14 protein-coding genes are annotated in these 21,632 nt (G+C 46.2%); 3 read left to right on the forward strand and 11 right to left on the reverse strand.

Going from position 1 to position 21,632, the window contains the following annotated elements; genetic code table 11:
- Nucleotides 1–48: 48 nt before the first annotated feature.
- The 11 genes from QA596_02275 to agaR all read right to left on the reverse strand — a co-directional run bounded on the left by QA596_02275 (nt 49) and on the right by agaR (nt 17,880).
- Nucleotides 49–2,154: an alpha-galactosidase gene (locus QA596_02275; GenBank protein ID MDG5766276.1), complete on the reverse strand. Its 2,106-nt coding sequence runs from the start codon at nt 2,152–2,154 to the stop codon at nt 49–51.
- Between the two features lie 14 nt (nt 2,155–2,168).
- Nucleotides 2,169–3,851, reverse strand: a complete 1,683-nt coding sequence (locus QA596_02280; GenBank protein MDG5766277.1) for a DUF4832 domain-containing protein — start codon at nt 3,849–3,851, stop codon at nt 2,169–2,171.
- 202 nt (nt 3,852–4,053) lie between these two features.
- Nucleotides 4,054–5,169 (reverse strand): T9SS type A sorting domain-containing protein, encoded by a 1,116-nt coding sequence (locus QA596_02285; protein MDG5766278.1) that lies wholly within the window; start codon nt 5,167–5,169, stop codon nt 4,054–4,056.
- A 269-nt stretch (nt 5,170–5,438) separates the two neighbouring features.
- Nucleotides 5,439–6,548, reverse strand: a complete 1,110-nt coding sequence (locus QA596_02290; protein ID MDG5766279.1) for an amidohydrolase family protein — start codon at nt 6,546–6,548, stop codon at nt 5,439–5,441.
- A gap of 156 nt (nt 6,549–6,704) precedes the next feature.
- A complete protein-coding gene (locus QA596_02295; GenBank protein MDG5766280.1) occupies nt 6,705–8,237 on the reverse strand; it encodes a hypothetical protein in 1,533 nt (510 codons plus the stop codon).
- 28 nt (nt 8,238–8,265) lie between these two features.
- Nucleotides 8,266–9,456 carry an IPT/TIG domain-containing protein gene (locus QA596_02300; GenBank protein MDG5766281.1) on the reverse strand — a complete coding sequence of 397 codons (1,191 nt, stop codon included), beginning with the start codon at nt 9,454–9,456 and terminating at the stop codon, nt 8,266–8,268.
- A gap of 41 nt (nt 9,457–9,497) precedes the next feature.
- Nucleotides 9,498–10,526 carry a PorV/PorQ family protein gene (locus tag QA596_02305; protein ID MDG5766282.1) on the reverse strand — a complete coding sequence of 343 codons (1,029 nt, stop codon included), beginning with the start codon at nt 10,524–10,526 and terminating at the stop codon, nt 9,498–9,500.
- Nucleotides 10,527–10,558: 32 nt separating this feature from the next.
- Nucleotides 10,559–12,625, reverse strand: coding sequence for a hypothetical protein (locus tag QA596_02310; GenBank protein MDG5766283.1), 2,067 nt, complete (start codon nt 12,623–12,625; stop codon nt 10,559–10,561).
- A gap of 111 nt (nt 12,626–12,736) precedes the next feature.
- A complete protein-coding gene (locus tag QA596_02315; GenBank protein MDG5766284.1) occupies nt 12,737–15,742 on the reverse strand; it encodes a TonB-dependent receptor in 3,006 nt (1,001 codons plus the stop codon).
- A gap of 251 nt (nt 15,743–15,993) precedes the next feature.
- Nucleotides 15,994–16,944, reverse strand: coding sequence for a DMT family transporter (locus QA596_02320; GenBank protein MDG5766285.1), 951 nt, complete (start codon nt 16,942–16,944; stop codon nt 15,994–15,996).
- Between the two features lie 165 nt (nt 16,945–17,109).
- Nucleotides 17,110–17,880, reverse strand: a complete 771-nt coding sequence (gene agaR / locus QA596_02325) for a transcriptional repressor AgaR (GenBank protein MDG5766286.1) — start codon at nt 17,878–17,880, stop codon at nt 17,110–17,112.
- Nucleotides 17,881–18,251: 371 nt separating this feature from the next.
- Between agaR and QA596_02330 the strand changes: the two genes are divergently transcribed.
- The 3 genes from QA596_02330 (at nt 18,252) to QA596_02340 (ending at nt 21,596) form a co-directional block, all read left to right on the forward strand.
- The gene (locus tag QA596_02330; protein ID MDG5766287.1) at nt 18,252–19,205 is read left to right on the forward strand and encodes a carbohydrate kinase family protein; all 954 of its coding nucleotides are present in this window, start codon (nt 18,252–18,254) and stop codon (nt 19,203–19,205) included.
- Nucleotides 19,206–19,291: 86 nt separating this feature from the next.
- Nucleotides 19,292–20,320, forward strand: a complete 1,029-nt coding sequence (locus tag QA596_02335) for a tagatose 1,6-diphosphate aldolase (GenBank protein MDG5766288.1) — start codon at nt 19,292–19,294, stop codon at nt 20,318–20,320.
- A gap of 22 nt (nt 20,321–20,342) precedes the next feature.
- Nucleotides 20,343–21,596 carry an SIS domain-containing protein gene (locus tag QA596_02340; protein ID MDG5766289.1) on the forward strand — a complete coding sequence of 418 codons (1,254 nt, stop codon included), beginning with the start codon at nt 20,343–20,345 and terminating at the stop codon, nt 21,594–21,596.
- The last annotated feature ends 36 nt before the right edge of the window (nt 21,597–21,632 follow it).

The raw sequence follows: 21,632 nt of genomic DNA on the forward strand, positions 1-21,632 counted from the left end.
ATTGTTTCAAATGAGATTATTTTAAAAATCCGCAAAATCCGGCATCCATTACTGTGGTATAGCCTCTAGTAGCAGATGATTGGTAAACGATACCTGCATGGTTGCATCCGGGCCCGTTACGGTTCCGTACTCAACGCCATTTTCATAATCATAAATGGTATATGTGATGTTCTCCCGAAGTCCGCGGAGAACAACCTGCCCTTCGAAAGAACCTACTTCATCGTCATGTCGTCCAGGATTCTGGTCGGCATACATCCCATAGTACATCCTTCCGTCTTTTTCGATGGCATGGGTTTCCGGGCGATCAAACCCGATATCGTACAATTCACCCAGATAAACTCCTTTGGCAAGTTGCTTTTCCTGATATATACCGGACCACTTGGCCCAATAAGCCTCCCGTTCTGAATCAAGATCGGTTTCGGGATCGGGTCCGGTTCCTACCGGCCAGGTGAACTTGGTTCCGATAACGGCACCAATACCCACCTGAGAAGCAAAATCCCTGCCGGCACGGCTCAATTCCACATGATCGCCAAAATAGGGGGCGCTACGGCCCATTAATGCCTTTAGCGTTTTACCTTTGTGGCGAACTTGCCAGGAGCTGGTTGGATCGGAGGCTACGGCTTGTGTCATATACGGGAGAATATGAAATGCGTAGGATGTGCCGCATGGGCAAATTTCTATGAGGGCATCATCCACATATTTAGTGGCCTCATTAAAAATATTTCGGAAGAGTAATCCCATTGCCTCAAATGATTCCTCCGGTCTGGCGTGGTTATGAGCGGGATTATGACATTCCGGAGCAGCATTTAAATGCTGTCCGTCAATTTTTATACCGTGATATCCCCAGGTGTCGATCATGGTCTTTACAAGATCAACATGATAATCTATAACCGGCTGATGAGCCGGGCACATGTAATATGAGTCCCACCAGCTGATGGTGTGAGGCTCCTGGTTTTCATCCAGAAGAAGCCAGTCCTTCTGATCGTGATATACATTCGAAGTGGGGTGCATGGCGAGCGGTGCCCACCAGATTTTTGACCGGATGCCTGTTTCATGTACTGTGCGAACAAATTCGATCATATCATCGTCGCCAAGCGGATATTTTTCCGGATCCAGTTCCCAGTCGCCAACATTGGTTTGCCAGCCATCATCCAACACGGCCCAGTGGTAATGAAGTTCGTCGACTTTTGGTAATGCGCCATAGACCTGGTCCATCGTGAATTCGCGCTCATATCCCCATGCACACCACTGTGGTTCATAGGCACTTTCATGCGGTTCAACAAAAGTAATACCTTTGTTCTGCATAATTTTGCGGTATTCAACAAGCGATTCGAAATAATCTCCCTGTTGAACTCTGACGAATGTCTGATGTGTGGTGAGTTCTTCCCCTGCATGAAGCGTTTTGTCCATCTCCTGAACCATGTGAAACGATACATAATCTGCTGATTCCATTGAGACCGGCATGGAAACCAGTTTGGGTACCATTTCAAGATGGCCAACAGCCAGGCCGGCATCGGGTCGCCATATACTCAAAACCGGAGTTCCACCACCATAGTCCGAGTTATTCATTCCCTGAAAATTTTGCCGGAAGAACCCTTTCGTAACAGGTAAAACCCAATCCTCTCTTCGACTTGTAGATTCACTTTGATAACTCCAGAAGGGAAATTCATAGGTATCAGGAGTAGTATCCTTCAATTTGTAGTGATGATTGACCCACCGGCTAATGGCAAGTGGAGAATCTCCTGCATTTATATAGGATACTTCATAAACCGCGACAGATGGAAACGCATGATAGGTTGATATGTTGAGTCTCTTTTCCAGAGAGCCATTTTTGCCGGTTATCGTCAATCTGGATCCTTCCCCAACATTGTCCTGGATAACTTCTTCCTGGACGTTCTGAACTTGAAAATCTGTTACATCCACCCCATTAGCGGTTACATATTCTGTCGGTCTAAAGTCGGACAGAACTGTCGAAACGTTACCAGCCCTGGAACTGATCTTCGTATTCATTTGCCTGTCAATTTCAATTTTCAGTTTTGATGTTTCAACAACAGTACCAGTCTCGGAGCATCCGACAAGTGCAGCAACGGTAAAAACCAGGACAAACAAGTGATTTCTTTTCATGTTGGACGTTTGTATGGGTGTATATGACAAGGTTTGGCACTTGCCTATTTAAGGTGCAGCATTTTGCCGGTTGCAACCACATTATCGGCTGACAAACGACTTATATATATTCCCGATGGAAGTTCGGCAGCATCAAAATACACGGAGTGGACACCAGCGCCTTTTACTCCATCGACCAGATTTCCGACATGGCGGCCAAGGCTGTCAAAGATATCGAGCCGTACATTCATGGTTTCAGGCAGTGAGAATTGAACCCTGGTTCGCGAATTAAACGGATTCGGATAGTTTTGATCGAGGGAAACCGTTTCCGGTTTTTCGCTGCGAATATCTCTGGATGAGGTAGGCTCGTTGTTGGATCTCCATTCAGAAAACCACCAGTTCCCATCATACTCTTCACCATGAATCCCGTTGCCAACCGTCACGAAATGCATCAGGTCGTTCATTCCAGAATGTGGTTCCCAAACCCCTTCATTTGCCAGACGAATTGCATAATCCGGGCGATGATGCAGTTCGGGTTCGGGATCAGGAAGCATCAGCAGCAACTGATACGTGCCTTCCGGCATATTATCCGGAATGCCGATTTCATATTCCATGAAAACTTCTTCACCTCCATGCCAGAATCTCGGATCTTCGTCAAGATAAATCTCCCATACCTCATTCTGTCTGAGTGCATTTCGAAGAATCAGACGAACATCTCTGGGGTTATAGGGTGATGCAAAGCCTTCATTTTTCAGAGTCAAATCAAATGAAAAAGTCTGTCCGGGTGCTACTTCTTCACTGTATACTCCTTCCTGAAGTACAAAGCGATACCCCAGCCGTCTTTTAACTTCGTCCATACAGCCTTGTTCCTCCCACAACTCAAGAGTTGGCCCATACCATCCGCTGTTCAGATAGGACCAGTTCAGGTAATCCATTTCAGGGATGGCAAAACCGCATTGTCGAAATTCATTCACTGCAGATGAGCCGCCTCCGCCTGTTTCACCGCCCATTGGTACAAATCGGGTATCCCTGCTCAGGAAATTTTTCTCAAATTCTACATTTCTGTATGTGCCCAAATCATTGGCACTTGCCAGAAAACCGTCATTATGGTGTCCTGTTCGTGAAAAATCAGATCCATCATATGCCGTTTCTTCCGTAACCGGATCCCATGTTCCAAAAATGTTTGCCTTGTAAGCGGGGGTTCGCACATTGACCATGCGCCGTTCGGGCAGTGCCTCCAGAATGGCCTGCAATACTTTCGTCATATTCTGATTCGTATTCAACCCGTGCGAAGAGGCGTGCCATTCTCCCCAGGCTCCGATAAATCCGGCCTCCATTACCGCTATGACATCTGCATTTCGTTCAAGCACCGGGGCCAACTGCTCCAGATGGCGTTCAACCATATGAAGAGGTGCATCCGGTTCATCCATACTGGTGGTATAACGAAACCTCAGAACCGCTTTAATTCCCGAATCGCGTATTGTTTGAAAATCCCGGTCCATGCGATCCAGCCAATGATCACTGATATCGCTGTCCCGAAAATCGGAAAGCGTATAATTTCTCATCACCAGAGAACGATATTGCATTTTCTGGCTTTCGATGACAGATGCTGATAACAGCGAACCATCCGGACCATGATCGGTAAAGAAGTAAAAACCTCTCTCGGGGTTCAGGAAGATTTTGTCTGTTGGTTCATACTGCACCCTGAATTTTTCCTGAGCAGCCGCTTCGGATGCTGATGCTACCATAAAAAGAAAACATGTGAATATCGAAGCAAGATAAATAACGAAACGTACGAGCATAATGGGGATAGAGCTTATTATAACATTAATCAATAAAGGCACCTGCAGCAGTCATACTCCCACAGGTGCCTTTAGAAAAATGGTTTCCAGACCCAAGAGCTATGAAAACATGTGACTGGAAACCACCGAACCATCAACGTACTGATATTTATTTGATCAGCATCATTTTTCCGGTTGCCACCTGGCTGCCTGCGGTGACGGTATAGAGATACATACCTGAGCTGAATCCGGCAGCATCAAATGTAACGGAGTGAGCACCAGCGCTAACCTGTTGGTTCAACAGCGTTTCAACCTTGCGCCCCAGCATATCATAGACATCGACTACAACATTCTGTGCTTCGGGAACTGCAAACCGAATTTGTGTTGAAGGGTTAAACGGGTTTGGATAGTTTTGGTAGAGTGTTAATGATACAGGGACCTCGGTTATACCGTCATTGAAGGTACTGGTCGGTTCTCCGCCTGATGGATCCTCACCTGACCAATCCGCTTCGTACGTATATGTGTACCCCTTTTGGCCATCATTATTAGCGATATCCTGTGACCACCACTGATCACCCGTCCGGTGATTGAACGCTGAAGATGCCAGCATAAAGGCAACAAACGGACTGTTGTGAAACTCTTCGGCAAGATGCTGCGGCTGAAGAATGACCGATTTGGGAATTGCAATTTCAGCTTTGTTGTAGTCTTCGTTCCAGGCTACCTTAATACCGAGTTCCGGATTGCGCTCATATATAGAAAACGCATATCCGTTGCCCTCCTGGGAATGCTCGGAAATGGGTGCCTGAAAACCGGTGCTGTCTTGATAATCCTCATCAAACGGCCAAATTGTAGTAACAAAATCATAACCGTTTTCATACCAGCCCCAGGTCATACCGGTCGTGTCCTGAAAATCCTCCATCGGATTCGGATCGGTTGAGATGCGAATGGAAATAGCCCCACCGTCATACATGCCGTCCGGTACTGTGTCGGTCAGAATTCTTCGAACATCCGCACGCTCATTCATATCGATACGGAGGTACAGCCAGTCTTCATCATCTGTAGCGTATAAACCGGCAAAGTTCAGATCAATCAAATAATCGAGATCTTCCGGATCTGCCGGAGAATTGTCGCGGCCGTCGGCTCCATCATCCCAGGTAATAATGGGACGGTTGGGGGGCACGTCAAGTCTCATGTCATCCGTCCATTCACTCAGATCGCCATCAATCGTAATGGTTGTTTGCGCGGTTGCCGTAAAACTGAACATGCATACCAACAATGTCGTCATGGCAGCCAAGGATGTAGCTTTTGATAACATATGATCACCTATTTTCATTTATTGTTGTAATTATAGCCAAACCGAAAGCTATTATAATAATTCGGGAGAGAAACCAACGAACAAACACCCGATCCTGCAAATAAAGTAATAAAACGAAAGATAATGGGCAAAATAATATTTTGTTTTTTTATTATTGTGTTTCGATATGCCCGTGTGGTTTCTTTTTCGCAGCACACATGCGGCGATTTGATTCAATTAGCTGCGGTTACAGGTCATAGCTATTCTTGCCGCAACCTTTCGAAAAGTTTTTTTGCGTTTTTATAATAGACTTTTTCTAAAACTTCGTCGGGAAGATTCAATCCATTCAGACTCCAATGGCGCTGAAAGACGTCATGATCATAAAAATGTTCATCTGCCGACTCGAGTATTCGAAAGGTCGTACGATACATTCCCGAATTGTAGCCAAGATCTGTCCCATACAGTAAACGATCCTGGTATTGAATAAAGAACTTTTTCACGAAGCGTGGGATATTCGCGATTTCCGAGAATCTCGCAGAGATGTCGGCATACAGATTTGGATAGTTATCAAGCATTTCGCCAAGTCTATTTAAATCGTAGGAAAGATTGGCATAATGGCAGGCGATAAAGATGGTTTCCGGATTGTTTCGAACGGCATCTTCCAGAACATCCATCATTCCGGAATGGTCAATGATATTCTCACGATTATCCAACCTCCACCTCCAGGCAACCATGAGGCCGTCGTTGGTTTCATCCATGGGTTGATACATCCACAAAGGGTCGGCTACATGGATATTTACGGGCATACCCAGTTCGGCTGCTCTTCGAAATACCGGTCGCAGTGCCGGATCATTTACATGAGGAAGGTGGTCATTATCTCCAGTCATTGGGCCACTTCGCACACCCCATCCTTTATCGGACAATTCTCCGATTCCTTTACCTCCCATGGAATGACAACGTTCCAGTTCTGCAATTGCTCGATCGGCATAATCCGGGCTGTCAAAATCACGTACATCTAACCCGCACCACACTTCAAAGTGTTCCGGGTAAGCATTGTAAACATGGAACAGAGAATCGAATTCTTCATGAATCGCATTCGTCAGAATCACCGTCTTCCGGATATTCAGTTCATCCATGATATGAGTCCAGCGCGCCACTTCATCCGGAGAATTCGCATACGGGTGAGAATGCACGTCAATAACAGGAAAAGCGGCTTTCTCTATATAGGTTTGAGGGGTATTATAAATTGACTGTGGCCGATAATCCTTCAGGTAGATTTCGTCTGCGTTTTGAGCATTTGCAACCGTTGCAAACATTGCCGATACGACGAGTGTCACTATGAGTATGTTCAAACTGAAGGCCTTTTTCATATTCTTCAGGTTTCATAAGTAAATGCTGTGAGCGGGAGGAGACAAAACGCATTCATACTCCCTTTTTGACTCTGCGAACCAAATGGTCGGCAATGTGAAGAGAGGAGCAATGCGATTTTCCGTACAGAAGACCGCATTACTCATTTAGAGTATCTGTTACCGTGATTCCAATCGGATTTTTCCCGTCTCTCCCTGGATGTCATGTGCCTTTATGGTCACGACAAGCTCATTGACGGCAGTATCATAGAATTGATCCAGAATCTTCATTCGGGGGTGATCTGACCGTGCAATGTAGTTATCAGGTACACGAAAACGTACCTCCTGGGTACCATACATGCGAATTGTCCAAAAAAGGTCATCACTATCAAAACCGTACACGTTGTACGTTCCGGTATTATTAATTGTGTAGGGCATGGGACTTGTGCCTACAGACCATTTCAGTTCGTATTCTTGCTGGTCCAGGATGGGCAGATAGACAAAACCATAGCCTTCCTCTTCAAAAATTGCAGGAACCGGATTGCCGTTCAGGCGGGCCTCAGAAACATGTTGTCCGCTCTGGAGGGGGATACTGACGACCATGTTACCGAGCAGGTCATAGCCATAGACTTCATCAGGCATATGTGTATTATCGATGCCGGCGAGGCCTGTTCCCTTGAAACCAACACGGGTATACTCTTTATAAAGCCACTGTGAATAAAGCTGCTCTGTATTCTTTGCCAGATATCGATAAGGGTATCGCTGTACCTTTCGAAAATGATCTACAAACTGTTGGTTCACATCCGGCTGAAGAAAATCATCTGTTGCCAGAAAGTTGGCCCAATGCCCATCTATGATATCCGATTCATACTCTGATATGTCCTCGCTCGGCAAATCGGCGTAATTATGCCAGAAATTCCCGAAAACGCCCCTGTGCAAGATCAAGGATCCCTGATCTATGCCACCGTGATTAATATCCGGAGGGTTCAGCTCCTGGATACCGCCAAACCGGGTACTACCGTATCGAGCGCCGTACTCATGGAACAAACCTCCGGTACTGTAATCTCCGTAAGGGTTCCAGTAGTAGCCATAGGCGCTGAACGACTCAGGAAAAGAGTGGCCGTTCTCTTCAGAAATACCATACTGCCAAAGAATGTTTTTTATCACATCCATGTGGCGGCGCATCATTGTTTCATCACGCGGCCTACTGTTCTCGACGTCATACCATTCTGAGCGAACCTTTTTCCCGTCTTCCCACCATTCATGTCCAATACCGGTAACACCCATTTCAATATGAGCCGCATTATTCTTGACAAAATCCATGATTTCCAGCTGCTTCGGACCAATATTCTGATGATTGTCAAAATTATATCCCGCCTGGGTTGCGTGGGGAAGTGTAGCAACAATATTAAGACGATCCATTTCGGCGAGAGCAAACAGGCTTACCAGCCTGACTCCGGCTTCCTTGCCGATTTCTGCTATTGGCCGGTAGTCACGGACATCAAAATTTCGTCTGATACCAGCACGCCAGGGACCGTCTTCATGATCCAGGTTCGACCCCTGCATATAACCAACCTGATTGACTGTTATCCCAAAGCCCCGGGGGAAGAAAACATCCAGGTCCAGATTTTCCGTATCAGATCGGGTATTGCCAACAGCAGTGCAGGAGGATAACAGAAACAGCAGAACAAAAAAGGTTACAATGGATTTCATATGAAGTAATTTTTAAGAGAGGTGGTTTTCAATTACGTCCTGGTTTAGGGGCTGCCGGTTCACCAATAAATATTCGCCATATGCGGCCGATCTCTCCAGGTGAGTCCAGGCTTTGCACGAGATACATTACCGTATTGTGCAGGTATATATCTACCACCTGATCATCAATAGAGGTAGCCCGAATGGTTCGTTGTGTTTCATTTGGGATTTCCTCAGTTTCCACACCTTCCTGCCCATAATTGGGGGGGATTTTGTAGACATAGTCCCGGATGTATGCCGACGCATAGACATTTCCGTTAGCGTCCACGTCAAGTCCGGCCAGAGGTGTACCGATATTTGCAAATATCTCCATATCACCAAGTGATCCACCCTGAATTTCAAAGCGAACAACACGAGAGCGAAACAGTTCGGTTACGTAAATATGTCCGTCGAACACCCGCATTTTGGATGCCATGCTCACTCTACCCAAGCCTTCTTCCAATTGGCCGCCGGCAAAGCGGCTAATTGAACTCCCCTGAAGCAGGTAAATATCCCCATTGGCATTCCAGTCGAAATCTGCCAGGGCATTCATTTGTACGATAACGGAATGGCTTCCACCACCATCGGGGATAGCGGCGAGCCCCTCATCAGTCACTACAAAGAGTTGACCATTGGGGCCAAACTCCATCGGCCCGGTTACCGGGAGGTTGGCATAGACGGTTTGGACACTGTCAAGGCCATCAATACGGTACACCGCCTGGTCATCTTCAGAACCGATAAACAGGTTCCCTGAATTATCTACGGCAATTCCTGTCGGACTGAAGATAGTTAATTCAAGATCAGCAAAATCGGCAAGATACTCGAAGGTGAGATTATTGCTCCACAGGTCGGATCCCCATACTGCGGCACGCACATGCGTAACACCACTTTCATTTTGAGGTACATACGCAATAATTTCGCTATTCGATATTTCCTCAATATCGGCTACTCCCTCCCCGACATTTATGATTGTCTCATCTTTGTGTGGCCGAAACCCGCTGCCAGTAATAGTTACACGATCACCCGGGAAACCGGCTTCGGGCACAACCTGTTGCAACTGTGGCGGCTCCTGGTCCACTGGAAAAGGATCATTCTTGCCGTTATAGGTAGGCATATCTGGTCCGTCACACGACATCAACAACAACATCGGAATAATCAATACGTAGACGGCCTGTCTTTTGAATGGTGAGTTTGGCTTCATGGCACTTATGATTTGGATACTTGGTGCGTTATTAATGATCATCAAAAATCAAAGTTGACGGTAAGCATGTGGACACTATCAAAGAATTCCATATGCAAGTAGGCGTAATCAACTTTTGTTCGCACACCCATGGCATCGACATTTACGCCGGCGCCTAATGAGAAGCTTTCGATATCATAATTTATTTTGTAGCCACCCCTCAGGAAGAATTGATTACGAAAGCCATACTCGAGGCCGCTATCGAGGCGCTCGGTATAATCTCTGGAGTGAATAAAATCTGATGCTACCGTAAGCGTGTGATTTTCATTCTCCGAAAAAATGGACAGAACATCCATGGCAAGGCCCATTCTGAACGTCATGGGCAGGGCGAACTCATCTGCCCTGTAAGCCTGTTCGTTGGAAAAGTTACGAATGGAGACACCGAGTCTGAGGTCTCTGTATCCGATGTAATAAATCGTTCCAAAATCCAGTGCGATCAGGTGCATTTTGGCACTTGCTCTTTCCGGGCTGTCAAAATTGCCGACATAGGTTGAACCTAGATTTTCATAGAGGTATTTGACATTCAAGCCAACGCCAAACTGATTGGATATCCGGAAACCATAACTGGCACCGGCGGCAAGACTGCTAACCGAAAAGGTTCCGGTATCCTCATATCCCTGATCGGCGTGGTCAGAACGGATAGTACCATGAAATGTCCCCCAGTCCAGGCTGGTCATATTGAGTCCGACGACCCCCCAATTACCCAGGTTATGAGAAACAGCGCCGGAACTCACATTAATGTCGGCAATCCACTGAGTTCTATTGGCAAACACGGAAGTACCTTCGGTAAAAGCATACCCGGCCGGGTTCCAGAAAAATGAACCGGCGTCATTAGCAACAGCAACATGGGCACTACCCATACCGGCGGCACGGGCTCCAACCGGCATGTTGAGCCAGGTCATACCTGATTGAGCCACTTTTGCTGTCTGTGCGGCTGATTCTGTTGAAAGGGTCATCTGTGAAACAATCAGACAGACGGTGAACAACAGGGAGTAGGCGAATCGAAATCCCCTCGTGCTAAATTTGCTCATAATGTTGGTAGATAAATCTGTTTTTTTCATAATTATCTCACGATTACGAATTTTACAATTGCGTCCGGGAGGGGGTTCATATCGCCGTCCCTGGCATCTGAAACATGCAGGATATAGACACCGCTGGACGCGAGCTGGTTATAATCTGTTACCTGATCCCAGATTTCATCGCCACTTCCACTAGTATGATGGATCACTTTAACCAGGTCACCTCTGGCTGTAAAAATTCGCAAAGTAGCAAAGGGGGGCAGATTGACGAACAAAAGATTATTGGAGTCATCCGAAAAGTTAAAATCTCCGGCTGAAGCAAAATAGGGGTTGGGTACGACCCGGATGTTATCGGTGGAGCCCTCTCCCGGCTCAAAGGGGATCGCCGGTGTCTGACCGCGATTGGCAAATTTTGAGCTCTCCAGAGGGCCGGATATCAAACCGGTGTTGGTTGATCCGTCATCGACAACAGTTACGCCATAATAGTATGGTTCGCCCCGAATGACGTCATGGTCAACAAAATAATTCTGATTGGCAGGAACTTCTGCAATAACTTCCCACTTGCGTCGCTCACCATCGGGCCAGTACATACCGTTTCGCTGTCGAAGAATTGCTTCGATCTCCTGTTCGGTATCCATTTGAAACGTCCCTCGTTTTCTGTAAACCCTGTAGTAGTCGGCGCTTCCGTATCTGCCAAGGAGGTCGGTCCAATTCAGTTCGATATAGCCTGGTCCCTCGGTGATAGTCAGGTCAGGTGAAGTTAGAGGATTAGAGACATCCAGACCATTATTCCAGGCCCATTGTGCCCGTTCAAGAGTTTGAATGAGTGAGTCTCTTCCGGTTTCGATGAGTTCGCGTTTCCTTTGATCATTGAAATCGGCTCCCTGGACACCACGGTACCAGTTCAGCCACTCTTTACCTTTTTGTTCGGCAACTTCACGAGAAATACCTCCGGCCCCAACCGCATACACGATATTTATTGTGTCTCCCATTTGCAGATTATACGGGCCGTAGGCTTTATATATCATATTCCCCCGATGGCGACTTGGATCGTTTGGCCAGCCGACTGTTTGTTCAGCTCCTTCTCTCAGACCGGAACTGGCCCAGTCCCAGAAAGTTGAAAACCCTTCCATTGTACGATCCCAAATATTGGTAATATGCCCGCTGGTTCTGACGGTCGCTGGCTGAGACCGGTCATCAGTCCGATCATTGGGAGCTGTATCAACATGGAGAGTTGCATATCCCGGGTAAGTGGAGGAAGTAAACTCCGCCGTTGGCATCGCCTGGGTGGTAGGCATGATACCCAGAGCATGTCTTGGATTGCCGAAGTTATCGAAGAACTGGCCACCGTCTTCAAATTCCGAGATATCCGGATGTTGGCCGTCAAATAGATACCCGATGAGAAGGTCGCGGCCAGCCGGCACTAGCGAAGACGGAACTTTCATATAGTCGGACCATTCACCGGCGGATTCACTATACCATCGGGTTTGGTTCATATTGGTCCCGGCAATGTTTGAAAAGCCGTAAGCAATGGAGAAATAGACATCCTGTAATGTCTGTGTAGTATCCATATCTTCATCCGGCCCGGGATACTCATCGGCATCGAATGTCACTACATACTGATTATGCTGGATGATGTAATCGGCATGGTGTTCATTTGCAAAAGAATAGGACCGCTTGGTTACTTCAATTCCGGGTGTTGTTTTATACTTCAATTCGATCATTTGATCAGATGGAAGATTCGGATCGACGGTTCCGTTAAAGGGTGGTGTAATTTCACTGATCGACCCATCCGATTTTTGCAGCAGGGTAACCGGCGGACGTTGCCGGTAAAATGATTTTACTCCATATTCGGGGGGTTCGCGAAACCCTGCCGGCCACGCCATCATCTCATTCTGTATTACTTCACCATCGGCATTTACATACCTGCCAACTGTATGAGGATTCCAGTGGAAGGAAATGGTACCATACCGGTAATAATCTCTCGGCCAGGTTCCTGTAAATGTAAAATCCGGCTGATTACTGGTGTTATACATATCCTCATCTGCTACGGTATACTCGAAGTTTCCAAGGGTATGTGTTCTTCTCTGTGCATCTGTCTGCGAAATCATAAAAAGCAGCATTAACACGGAAGCCACCAGCGTCAACAGCGACCGAACAGGCATTTGAAAGAAATTTGATTTATACATATTTGACCATTTAATTGTATGAAATTCAAACATTTATAGATGTATTCTGAAGCCAAAGGAAAAGTGTCTCGGATTAATAAACTGTTCCCAGGTGTTATAGCCGAGCACGATATGGTCTTTGTCCCATTCACCCCATTTGTCATTGCCCTGGCGTTCACCCGAATACCAGGGAAAGCGAAGTGATTCCCGATACTGGGTCATATTTCGGGGATTTGGAAAGCCTCTGTAATTGGTAAGATTTGTTACCTGTGCATAGAAGCTGACTGTTTGGCCGGTTATGTTGAAATCCTTGCTCAGCTGCACGTCGGTATTCCAGTAATCAATAACATCGACATACCTTCGTTGACCAACGCGTGCTTCAGGGTTCAACAGATATTCTCCACCATCGCTCCAGCTTTGATTCACGTTGAGGCGCCATCCACCCAGAATTTTATTCCCCAGCACGGTCGGGCCTACATCGGGCGGAATACTGAAAGTCAGATTGGCCGTAATTGATGGTGTAGGTGTGGATCGTGCATCCTGAATTGTTTCTCTTTGTTCTCTGGCTCTGAGCGGGTCTTCGTAAACATAACGGAACCCGGTAAAACCTGAAGAGCTTCCGCTATATTCAAAAGCCGCCCAACCGCGGAACCATTCTCCTTCCACTTTCTGAAGCCTCAGCTCGACACCTCGAATATCTGCATAGCTGTTATTTTCATGGGTCTGGACGTTATTTTCCTCATCCCATGATACGATATTCTGAAGGCTCAACTGGTTGCTGACATCCTTGTAATAGGTGGTGAACGTTGCCAGATAACGACGTGCTACCTCTACCTCGAACCCTAACTCATAAGAAATGGTACGGGGCCAGTCGGCTTCCATATTGGGTATGATTGCTCCTCTGGTTTGCGGCTGAACCCGGTATATCTGATCGAGCACAGGAGGCTGATAAAAGTGCCCGTAGTTAAAAAACACTTTGCTGGTAGTTGTTATCGGATGAGATACACCGATACGCGGACTCAGATAAAGTTTCGAAACGACATTCCCGGTTTGCAGATGAGAAAATGAGAGTTCATTATCCTGAAAACTGCCCGTACTGTAAGGAAGGTTGTTGAAGATGAAGTCGGGATCCAGATTATACGATTCATCTCCATACCACATATAATCAGCACGAACACCGACATTGGCGATCATCCCCCCAAGTTCAAAACGATTCGTGATATAAGCCGATGCATTAACAGGTGTGGCGTCAAAACGAGTCCAGTTTTGAGGAGCCTCCTCATAGGGCTGTGTGGAAAGTCCGTGGTTTACCTCCCGGCGCTCCCTGTAATCAGCGTATTCAATAGCAAAACCGAATTTAAGTTGATTTCTGCGATCGATTTGGGACGTATAATCAAAACTTGTTCCAATTGTCCAGTAATTTGAGTTATCACGTCCGCGACCTCCACCTGACATTAAAAACTGATCCAGTATATCGTACTGTTCTCCGATTCTCCCTATGTCGCTGGAAACATAACCGAACGGGCCTTCATCGTAGCACCGGGTTCCAATCTGTTTAATGCAGTCGGTATTCCGGACACCAATCGGTTCCTGCCTGGTACTATACGTTGTGAAATCGACCGACACCTGATAAAAAGTGTTAGAACTAATGGCATGATTCAGTTCCAGTCCGGTTCTGTAATGACGGGTTTCGATGGGGTTAAGCGTTGCGTCATGCCAAAGGCCATGCTCCTCCAATGCATTTCTTGCGAAGGAAGTCCCTTGCCTGGTTCCGTTTACCATACCGACACTATACCCATACTGACCAGCACTGACCCCTTTGTTGAGTAGATAGCCATGATTCCAACTCAATCGTTTTCCACCACCCAGGTGGGAAGTCAGTTTAAAAAGCGTGGATGAAGAGATGGAATTGTTTCGGCTCAAAGGGTATGCCAGCTGCAAGTCATCGTAACGCTGTGAAGCCATAAATGTGGTATTTCCAAGAAATGGGACCGGGCCTGTCAGCGTCATATCCAGAACATGGTCCGGTTTATTGGCATACTCACGATGTCGGTGCTGCCATTTCCAGATTTCCAGTGCTTCCTGGGGGTTCACATCTGTTTCCGGATTGCCGTCGGCCAGTCGTGATCTTGAAACTTCGTTCCAGCCAACAAACGTAAACGGATATTCACCGGTGTCAACCATCTCTCTTGTGACACCGGTCATGGCATCAGGGCCGGCATACACTTGCCAGAAAGGGCCATCCAGATGATACGGGCTAGGGCCAAAATGCTTTTTTTGCGGGGGTGAAATCCGGTAATCAACAATCAGGTCGTACTTATCAAGACGGCCATCACGGGTAACAATGGTAACCATGCCAGATCTGATGCCGCCATGATCGGCAGTAAATCCACCGCTCATGACTTCAAGTTCGTTAACCGCAGTGAGGTTGAGCGTGGTGTTGGGCTGCTGGGTTCGCATATCCCTTGTCGAGAGGCCGTCGACAAATATATTGGTTTCATTTATATTTCCACCCCGAATCACCAGACCACTTCCGTCGGCACCTGATGTCAAAGAAATTCCCGGAAACGTTGAAAGCATCTCTTCAAGATTAGAGACGGGAGAATCGCTGATTGCCCGGGCATCCACCAGTGTCCGGCTCTGCGAGAGTTCCATTTGCACACGCTGTCTCTGGGCTGTGAGTACGACTTCTTCGCCTTCATAAGCAGACATAGACATAGTGAAATCGATGTGCTCTGTCTGATTCATATGCACACGTACTTCCTCGACCCGTTGTGTGGTAAATCCAATCATGGATGCCACTACGGTGTATTCATCAGGAGCAATGTTTATAATGGTATAGTATCCCTCCAGGTCTGTTACTGCCCCAATGGTAGTTCCCTGTAAATGGATGTTTACGCCGGTAAGCGGTTCGCCGGTACCCTCTTCAAGGACCCTTCCCGTAACCCGTCCTGTAGTCTGGGCATACATATCACTGGCTCCCAACAGCAACATGAGTATGAAACAGGCTGCAGCTTTGGCAATACCCGCCGAATGGTTAGAAGCATTAGTAAATCTCATAACATGTGGGTTATAGTATTTGAGGTGAACAATACAATCGGCACTATTGATTGGCTGTTAATCTTGTATAGTATGACGCCAATACGAAACATTAACAAATAAAAAACAAGCAATCAACAACAAAGTGAAATATTTTAAAAGATATCGTAAGTTTGCGGCTTGAAATTTTATCATACTATTACGGTTTGCCTTGAGCAAGCAGCCGTACATTCCTGTATGATTAAAAAAAAGAGGGAGGAGTAGCCTGACAATTATTGGTTTCCGCTCGCATGTTCCAGCAGTTCTTCGCTCTTCTGCTGCTGTACAACCGGATCGGGATCATCTTCTTCCATAGAAAGAAAGAAAGTGGCGATAATGGCCATAATCATTCCCAATATGGTAATGAAATGGGGTATGACAGCATAAATAACCAGAGACAATACCACAGTAATTACGGGCGCAACAGCATTACAGAGGGGTGAAACAACCATAGCCTTTCCATATCGGAATGCATAAACCAGGAACAGGGCCCCAATTGCATTCATAACCTGAATCAAGGCGGCAGCTCCGGGACCGGCAAATCCCCAGTTTATGGGTTGATTAAAATCGGTCATGAATATAGCAACAGGTGCCAACAACAAGCCGGTAAGCATCATATAGAAGAAGATATTCTCGGCTTTCATGGATTGATTGGCGAACTTGATCACATATGCCTGAAAGCCCCATGCCAGAAATACAAAAAGAGCGAGAATAACCCAGCCATAGCCGTCGACGATTGCATTTCCCGGGGGTGTGTAGGAAAGCAGCGGGATGGCCACCAGCGCAATAGCAATACCAATCCAACCTAAAATTCGCGCACGTTCTCGCAACAGAATAAAAGAAAGCAGAATAGTCACAACCGGAGAAAGCGAGACAAAAGGAAACACAAGGTATGCTGGGCCTTCAGATACGGCATGAAACAACACAAGTTGTCCACCAGCACCAGTAAACCCAACCGTAAGCCCCATAAGAGCCGGTTTAAGACGAAAATCAAGCTTCCACCCAATTAGCCAAAGAGCAACCAGCGCCGGCGGAATCATGGTTAGAGACCAGACAACATAACTTAGTGTGGGTGGAAAACCAGCAAGTTCGGGTATTTCTATCAACGCTCCCCAAATACCCCAAAAAATTGTTGTGACGCCGGCGAAGAGCAGCCAAAGCTTAGAATGCATTTTTGATTTCATATAAATACTCCCGGATAATCTGATAAGTCTGCCTGTTTATAACGGCAGACCTAACCTATGAGTTACGATTTGTTGCTTATTATATCAATTGCAGGGCATAATAGCAACAATTAGTAACTTTCCGTAAGCTTTTGTTCGCCGGGAAAAGAAGTGCAGGGTCTCGATTTATGCTATAACTACCTGAATATTATTCGCTTCCAAAGTTTTTCTCATGTTTTCGGATATACCCTCATCAGTAATAATTACATCTATCTGATCCATACCACATATTCTGCTAAGGCCTCTGCTTCCAAACTTAGATGAGTCCATCACAACAATCGTTTCGTTCGCAGATTCGATCATCAATCGATTCAAATTTGCTTCAAGTGCATTCGTAGTTGTCAAACCTGTAACAAGGTCAAACCCATCGGCCGCAAGAAAAAGCTTACTGCAAAAATGCTCCCTGACCATCGTTTCGGCATAAGAGCCAATTACTGCAGCAGAAGTGTTTCGAAGAACCCCCCCCATCACCATGATCTGAATTTCAGGTACTCTGATCAGTTCCAGTGCAATATTTACCGCAGGTGTCAGGACAGTCAGGTTTCGTTTATTCTGCAGATTTCTTGCCACCTGAAGTACTGTCGTTCCTGCATCCAGAATTAAAGATTCTCCATCCTCCACCATTTTGGCGGCACATTCTCCTATTCTTCGTTTCTCATCAGCATACTTCTTTCCTTTGTCCTCGATATGCTGATCATGAACCAGGTAATCGTTCTTCATGGCTCCGCCATGGGTTCGAACCAGAAAATTCTTCTCCTCCAAAAACAAAAGGTCTTTTCTGATGGTTACCTCTGAAACACCGAGCATTTTGCTCAATTTTGTCACTGAAACCTGACCTTCATCATTCAATAGTTTTATCGTCTTGTTTCGGCGTTCAGCTACGCTATATGCTCCCATATTTCTGCTCCTATACTACTTTTGTGATTATTCAGTACTCATTTTTTACATTTACGAACCATTTTGTGGCAAACAGTGGTTCATTTCTTTCCCTTTTGGGTTTCGTAACCAGAATACAGTCAAAAGGTATAAATTTTCCCTGATATCGCGAAACAGAAAGAGCAAATCTTTCGGATATTACGATAATTTACGAATGGGGTTTCAAATTCTTATTTTTTGTATTATAATAGGGGTGTGCCTTACGTAATAATTTCGAAATTTATTGATTGTGGTACATTTTCATACTAAACAAATATCCTCATTCTAACCAGCATATGGATTCTTATCCCACTTCCGGGTCATCCGAATTACAAACAAGAGCAACCTCTCGGATGGCGCCGATCGACATTACGGTTATTGGCGAGTTGAATATGGATCTGATCATGGATCATGTCAACAACCTTCCAGCTATAGGCAAAGAGCGTATTGCTCAAAGAATGGTGACAACCCTTGGCAGTTCCTCAGCTATTTTCGCATCCAACGCTGCTTCACTGGGAATGAGTATTGCATTCACCGGCCGCGTTGGCGATGATCTTTTTGGCAGACAAATACTGGAAATACTGAAAAGCAGAAAGCTGGATACAGCAGACATTACTATTTCAAAAACTGAGCAAACAGGTCTTACTTTCATCTACACCTTTCAAAATGACCGCGGAATGGTGACTTATCCTGGTGCGATGGAAGAACAAACCATTGCCGATATCAAATGGGAACGAGTGGCACAGTCGCGTCATTTGCATATGTCTTCGTATTACCTTCAAAAAGGCATGCAATCAGGGTGTGCTGAAATGTTCCAAAAAGCAAAGTCCATGGGACTCACTACTTCCCTTGATACCAATTGGGATCCCGATGAAAAATGGGGAGATGAACTATTTGAGGTCCTCAAGCATGTAGATGTTTTTCTGCCGAATGACGATGAAGCCAGGCTGATCAGCAAGAAACAGAATCTGGAGGATGCCATAGCGTTTCTGTCCTCTTTTGGCTGTACTGTGGTAGCAACATGTGGCGCCAGGGGAATTATTGCCAGAGACAAATACCAGCACTACCATGTTGCTCCTGTTGATGTGACACGGGTTGATGCAGTAGGTGCCGGTGACAGCTTCAATGCCGGATTCCTGAGTAAATACATAAACGGAAACAGCATAGAAGCTTGCCTCTCTTTCGGTGTGATCACCGCTTCTTTTTCGATCACCAGAGCAGGCGGAACCACAGCCTTCCAGGATATGGACCGATTTCGGGAGTTCGCAGAAAAAACGAATCCACTGCTTACAGTCACAAAGGTGTAACGTTCACACGGCGCTCATTCACAATGGGATGTCAGCTTTTTTGTCTTTCAGGTACTAAAACTCCATCCATGTAATAGCCATTAAAAATGGAACATCTGGGAAAAAAACGCAGGCTTAACATGCTCAGCGATTCATCTGGACGTTTTTCCATGCTGGCCATTGATCAGCGGCAATCTCTGCGGAAAATGATTGCCGAACAGACAAAGGAGACTCCGGAAAAGGTTGCTGTTGCCAGCCTGAAACTGGTAAAAAGGGTAGTAACCAGCCGGTTAGCATATAAGGCGAGTGCATTGCTGATCGATCCCCGTATCGGATATGCCTCTGCCTGGCAATTCATTCCTGCTGGAACAGGCGTATTACTTTCGATGGAACAAACCGGATACGCTACAGTAAATCAGCGCGAGAGGCTTACACGTCTGTTGCCGGAGTGGGATGTCCAAAAGGCATTAGCGGCTGGAGCCGATGGAGTCAAGTTACTGATCTGGTACAACAAAGATGCCTCGGATGCAACTCTGGAACATCAAACCAGCATCGTTCGAGCCATGGGGGAAGCCTGCGAGCGGCACTCGATCCCATTTATACTGGAAGTGGTTTGTTATCCATTGGACGATGCTCTCGTTACCCGCCCTGAATTCGCTCATCAAAAAGCGATGTGGGTGATCGATGCTGCAAGAACTTTTTCCCGTCCTGAATACCGTGTCGATGTATTGAAACTGGAGTTTCCGGGAAACCTTAAATATGTCAAAGAGTATCAAAGTGCTTCGTTTGCCGGTGGTGACATCATCCACGATCTGTCGGAAATACAGGACTTTTGTCACCAGGTGAATATGGCTTCCACCATTCCATGGGTGATATTAAGTGCCGGTGTTGAGCCGGAGGAATTTATTGAAAATATCAGGATCTGCAACAACGCCGGAGCCAGCGGATTTCTTTGTGGCCGGGCAATCTGGAAAGACATAACCCGGTATTTCCCTGATACCCAGGCTATGGAATCTTATTTATCACAAACGGCCTCCGCTTTTTTTGACGCTATTCTCAGTGCCAATCATGAGGCTCTCCCCTGGTATCAGCATGAGAAATATCGACTCCAATCTGATTCATTTACTATAAAATAAACGACTAACAGCAGCATCTTAAATGAAAGACTCTATTCTACTTACAAAGAATTACCTGAACCGGTATGCCAATAAGCAGCATCAACTTGCAAGGATTATCAACAATCCTGACCCTGAGAAGGGATTGGTTCACACCCCAGTTGAAATCGCTCAGCAACCATTTCTGTGGAGGCACACTGCTCATCTCATTAAAGAGCAATCAGCAAATATTAAAGCCTTTCTGACTGATGCCGGCCTTTTCAGCACCACTTGTCGACCGCATATCGTTTTCACTGGCGCGGGCACCTCTGACTTCGTTGGCCAGTCTCTTGTTGATCTTTTTCGTTCGAAATTTCAAACCAATGCATCTCATTGGGCCACACCGCGAATCACCGCGAACCCGGACGACTACTTTGAAAGGAATCACAACTATATCCTCATACATTTCGCACGATCGGGTAACAGCCCGGAAAGCAAAGCGGTACTCAACCTGGTTTTATCCAAATATCCGGATAATGTACGACACATCATCATTACATGTAATCAAAACGGTGAAATTTCCAGAATTGCTCACTCCCATTCCGGCAATGTCTACATGATCGTTCTTCACGAAGATTCCAACGACAAGGGACTGGCAATGACCAGTTCTTTCAGCTCCATGGTAGTTGCCGGACAGAGTATCGCGCACATCGATGAGATGGACCGTTTCCTGGAGACTGTAGATCGCATCGCTTCTGCTGCTGAGCTTTTTATAGACAGTCACACCGACTCCATTTACAACCTGGCCGACCCTGTCATTGAAAGAGCTTTTTTCCTGGGCAACAAAGATTTGCTTGGAGCAGCCACCGAGTCGGCTTTAAAGGTTCAGGAACTAACCGCCGGACAATTACTCTCCAAGAATGACGACTCGATGAGTTTCCGTCACGGCCCGATCTCCGCAGTGGATTCTTCCTCCATCATTTGTTTCTATTTGTCGGAAGACCCTCTGACACAACGATATGAAGTGGATGTTATCAAGCAATACGAAGGTATTTTTCATGAAATGGGTGCGAAAACCATTGTCGTTGGCTCCAATCACCAACAGCTTTTCACTCAAACCAATGTCCAATATTACTCATATGACCCGAATTCAAAATGGCGAATCGAAAAGTATTTTCAGGTCAATCTTGCCGTACTGTTCGCTCAACTATTCGGAATGTTCCAGGCTGTCCGACGCGGTATTAATGTAGACGACCCCTCTGCTCATAAACCGACATATAACCGGGTTGTGCAGGGTGTCAAACTCTATGACTCGTGACCTTCGGGCCAACCACTTCCTTAATCTCTTTTATAT

Source organism: Balneolales bacterium ANBcel1 (assembly GCA_029688905.1).
Taxonomy (GTDB): domain Bacteria; phylum Bacteroidota; class Rhodothermia; order Balneolales; family Natronogracilivirgulaceae; genus SLLW01.

Excerpts from the sequence above, each read along its gene's own strand:
- QA596_02280 (MDG5766277.1), bottom strand. The coding sequence starts at position 3,851 with ATGGTAGCATCAGCATCCGAAGCGGCTGCTCAGGAAAAATTCAGGGTG.
- QA596_02300 (MDG5766281.1), bottom strand. The coding sequence starts at position 9,456 with ATGAAGCCAAACTCACCATTCAAAAGACAGGCCGTCTACGTATTGATT.
- QA596_02330 (MDG5766287.1), top strand. The coding sequence starts at position 18,252 with ATGGCGCCGATCGACATTACGGTTATTGGCGAGTTGAATATGGATCTG.
- QA596_02295 (MDG5766280.1), bottom strand. The coding sequence starts at position 8,237 with ATGAAATCCATTGTAACCTTTTTTGTTCTGCTGTTTCTGTTATCCTCC.
- QA596_02320 (MDG5766285.1), bottom strand. The coding sequence starts at position 16,944 with ATGAAATCAAAAATGCATTCTAAGCTTTGGCTGCTCTTCGCCGGCGTC.
- QA596_02310 (MDG5766283.1), bottom strand. The coding sequence starts at position 12,625 with ATGATTTCGCAGACAGATGCACAGAGAAGAACACATACCCTTGGAAAC.
- QA596_02340 (MDG5766289.1), top strand. The coding sequence starts at position 20,343 with ATGAAAGACTCTATTCTACTTACAAAGAATTACCTGAACCGGTATGCC.
- agaR (MDG5766286.1), bottom strand. The coding sequence starts at position 17,880 with ATGGGAGCATATAGCGTAGCTGAACGCCGAAACAAGACGATAAAACTA.
- QA596_02290 (MDG5766279.1), bottom strand. The coding sequence starts at position 6,548 with ATGAAAAAGGCCTTCAGTTTGAACATACTCATAGTGACACTCGTCGTA.
- QA596_02335 (MDG5766288.1), top strand. The coding sequence starts at position 19,292 with ATGGAACATCTGGGAAAAAAACGCAGGCTTAACATGCTCAGCGATTCA.
- QA596_02305 (MDG5766282.1), bottom strand. The coding sequence starts at position 10,526 with ATGAGCAAATTTAGCACGAGGGGATTTCGATTCGCCTACTCCCTGTTG.
- QA596_02315 (MDG5766284.1), bottom strand. The coding sequence starts at position 15,742 with ATGAGATTTACTAATGCTTCTAACCATTCGGCGGGTATTGCCAAAGCT.
- QA596_02285 (MDG5766278.1), bottom strand. The coding sequence starts at position 5,169 with ATGACGACATTGTTGGTATGCATGTTCAGTTTTACGGCAACCGCGCAA.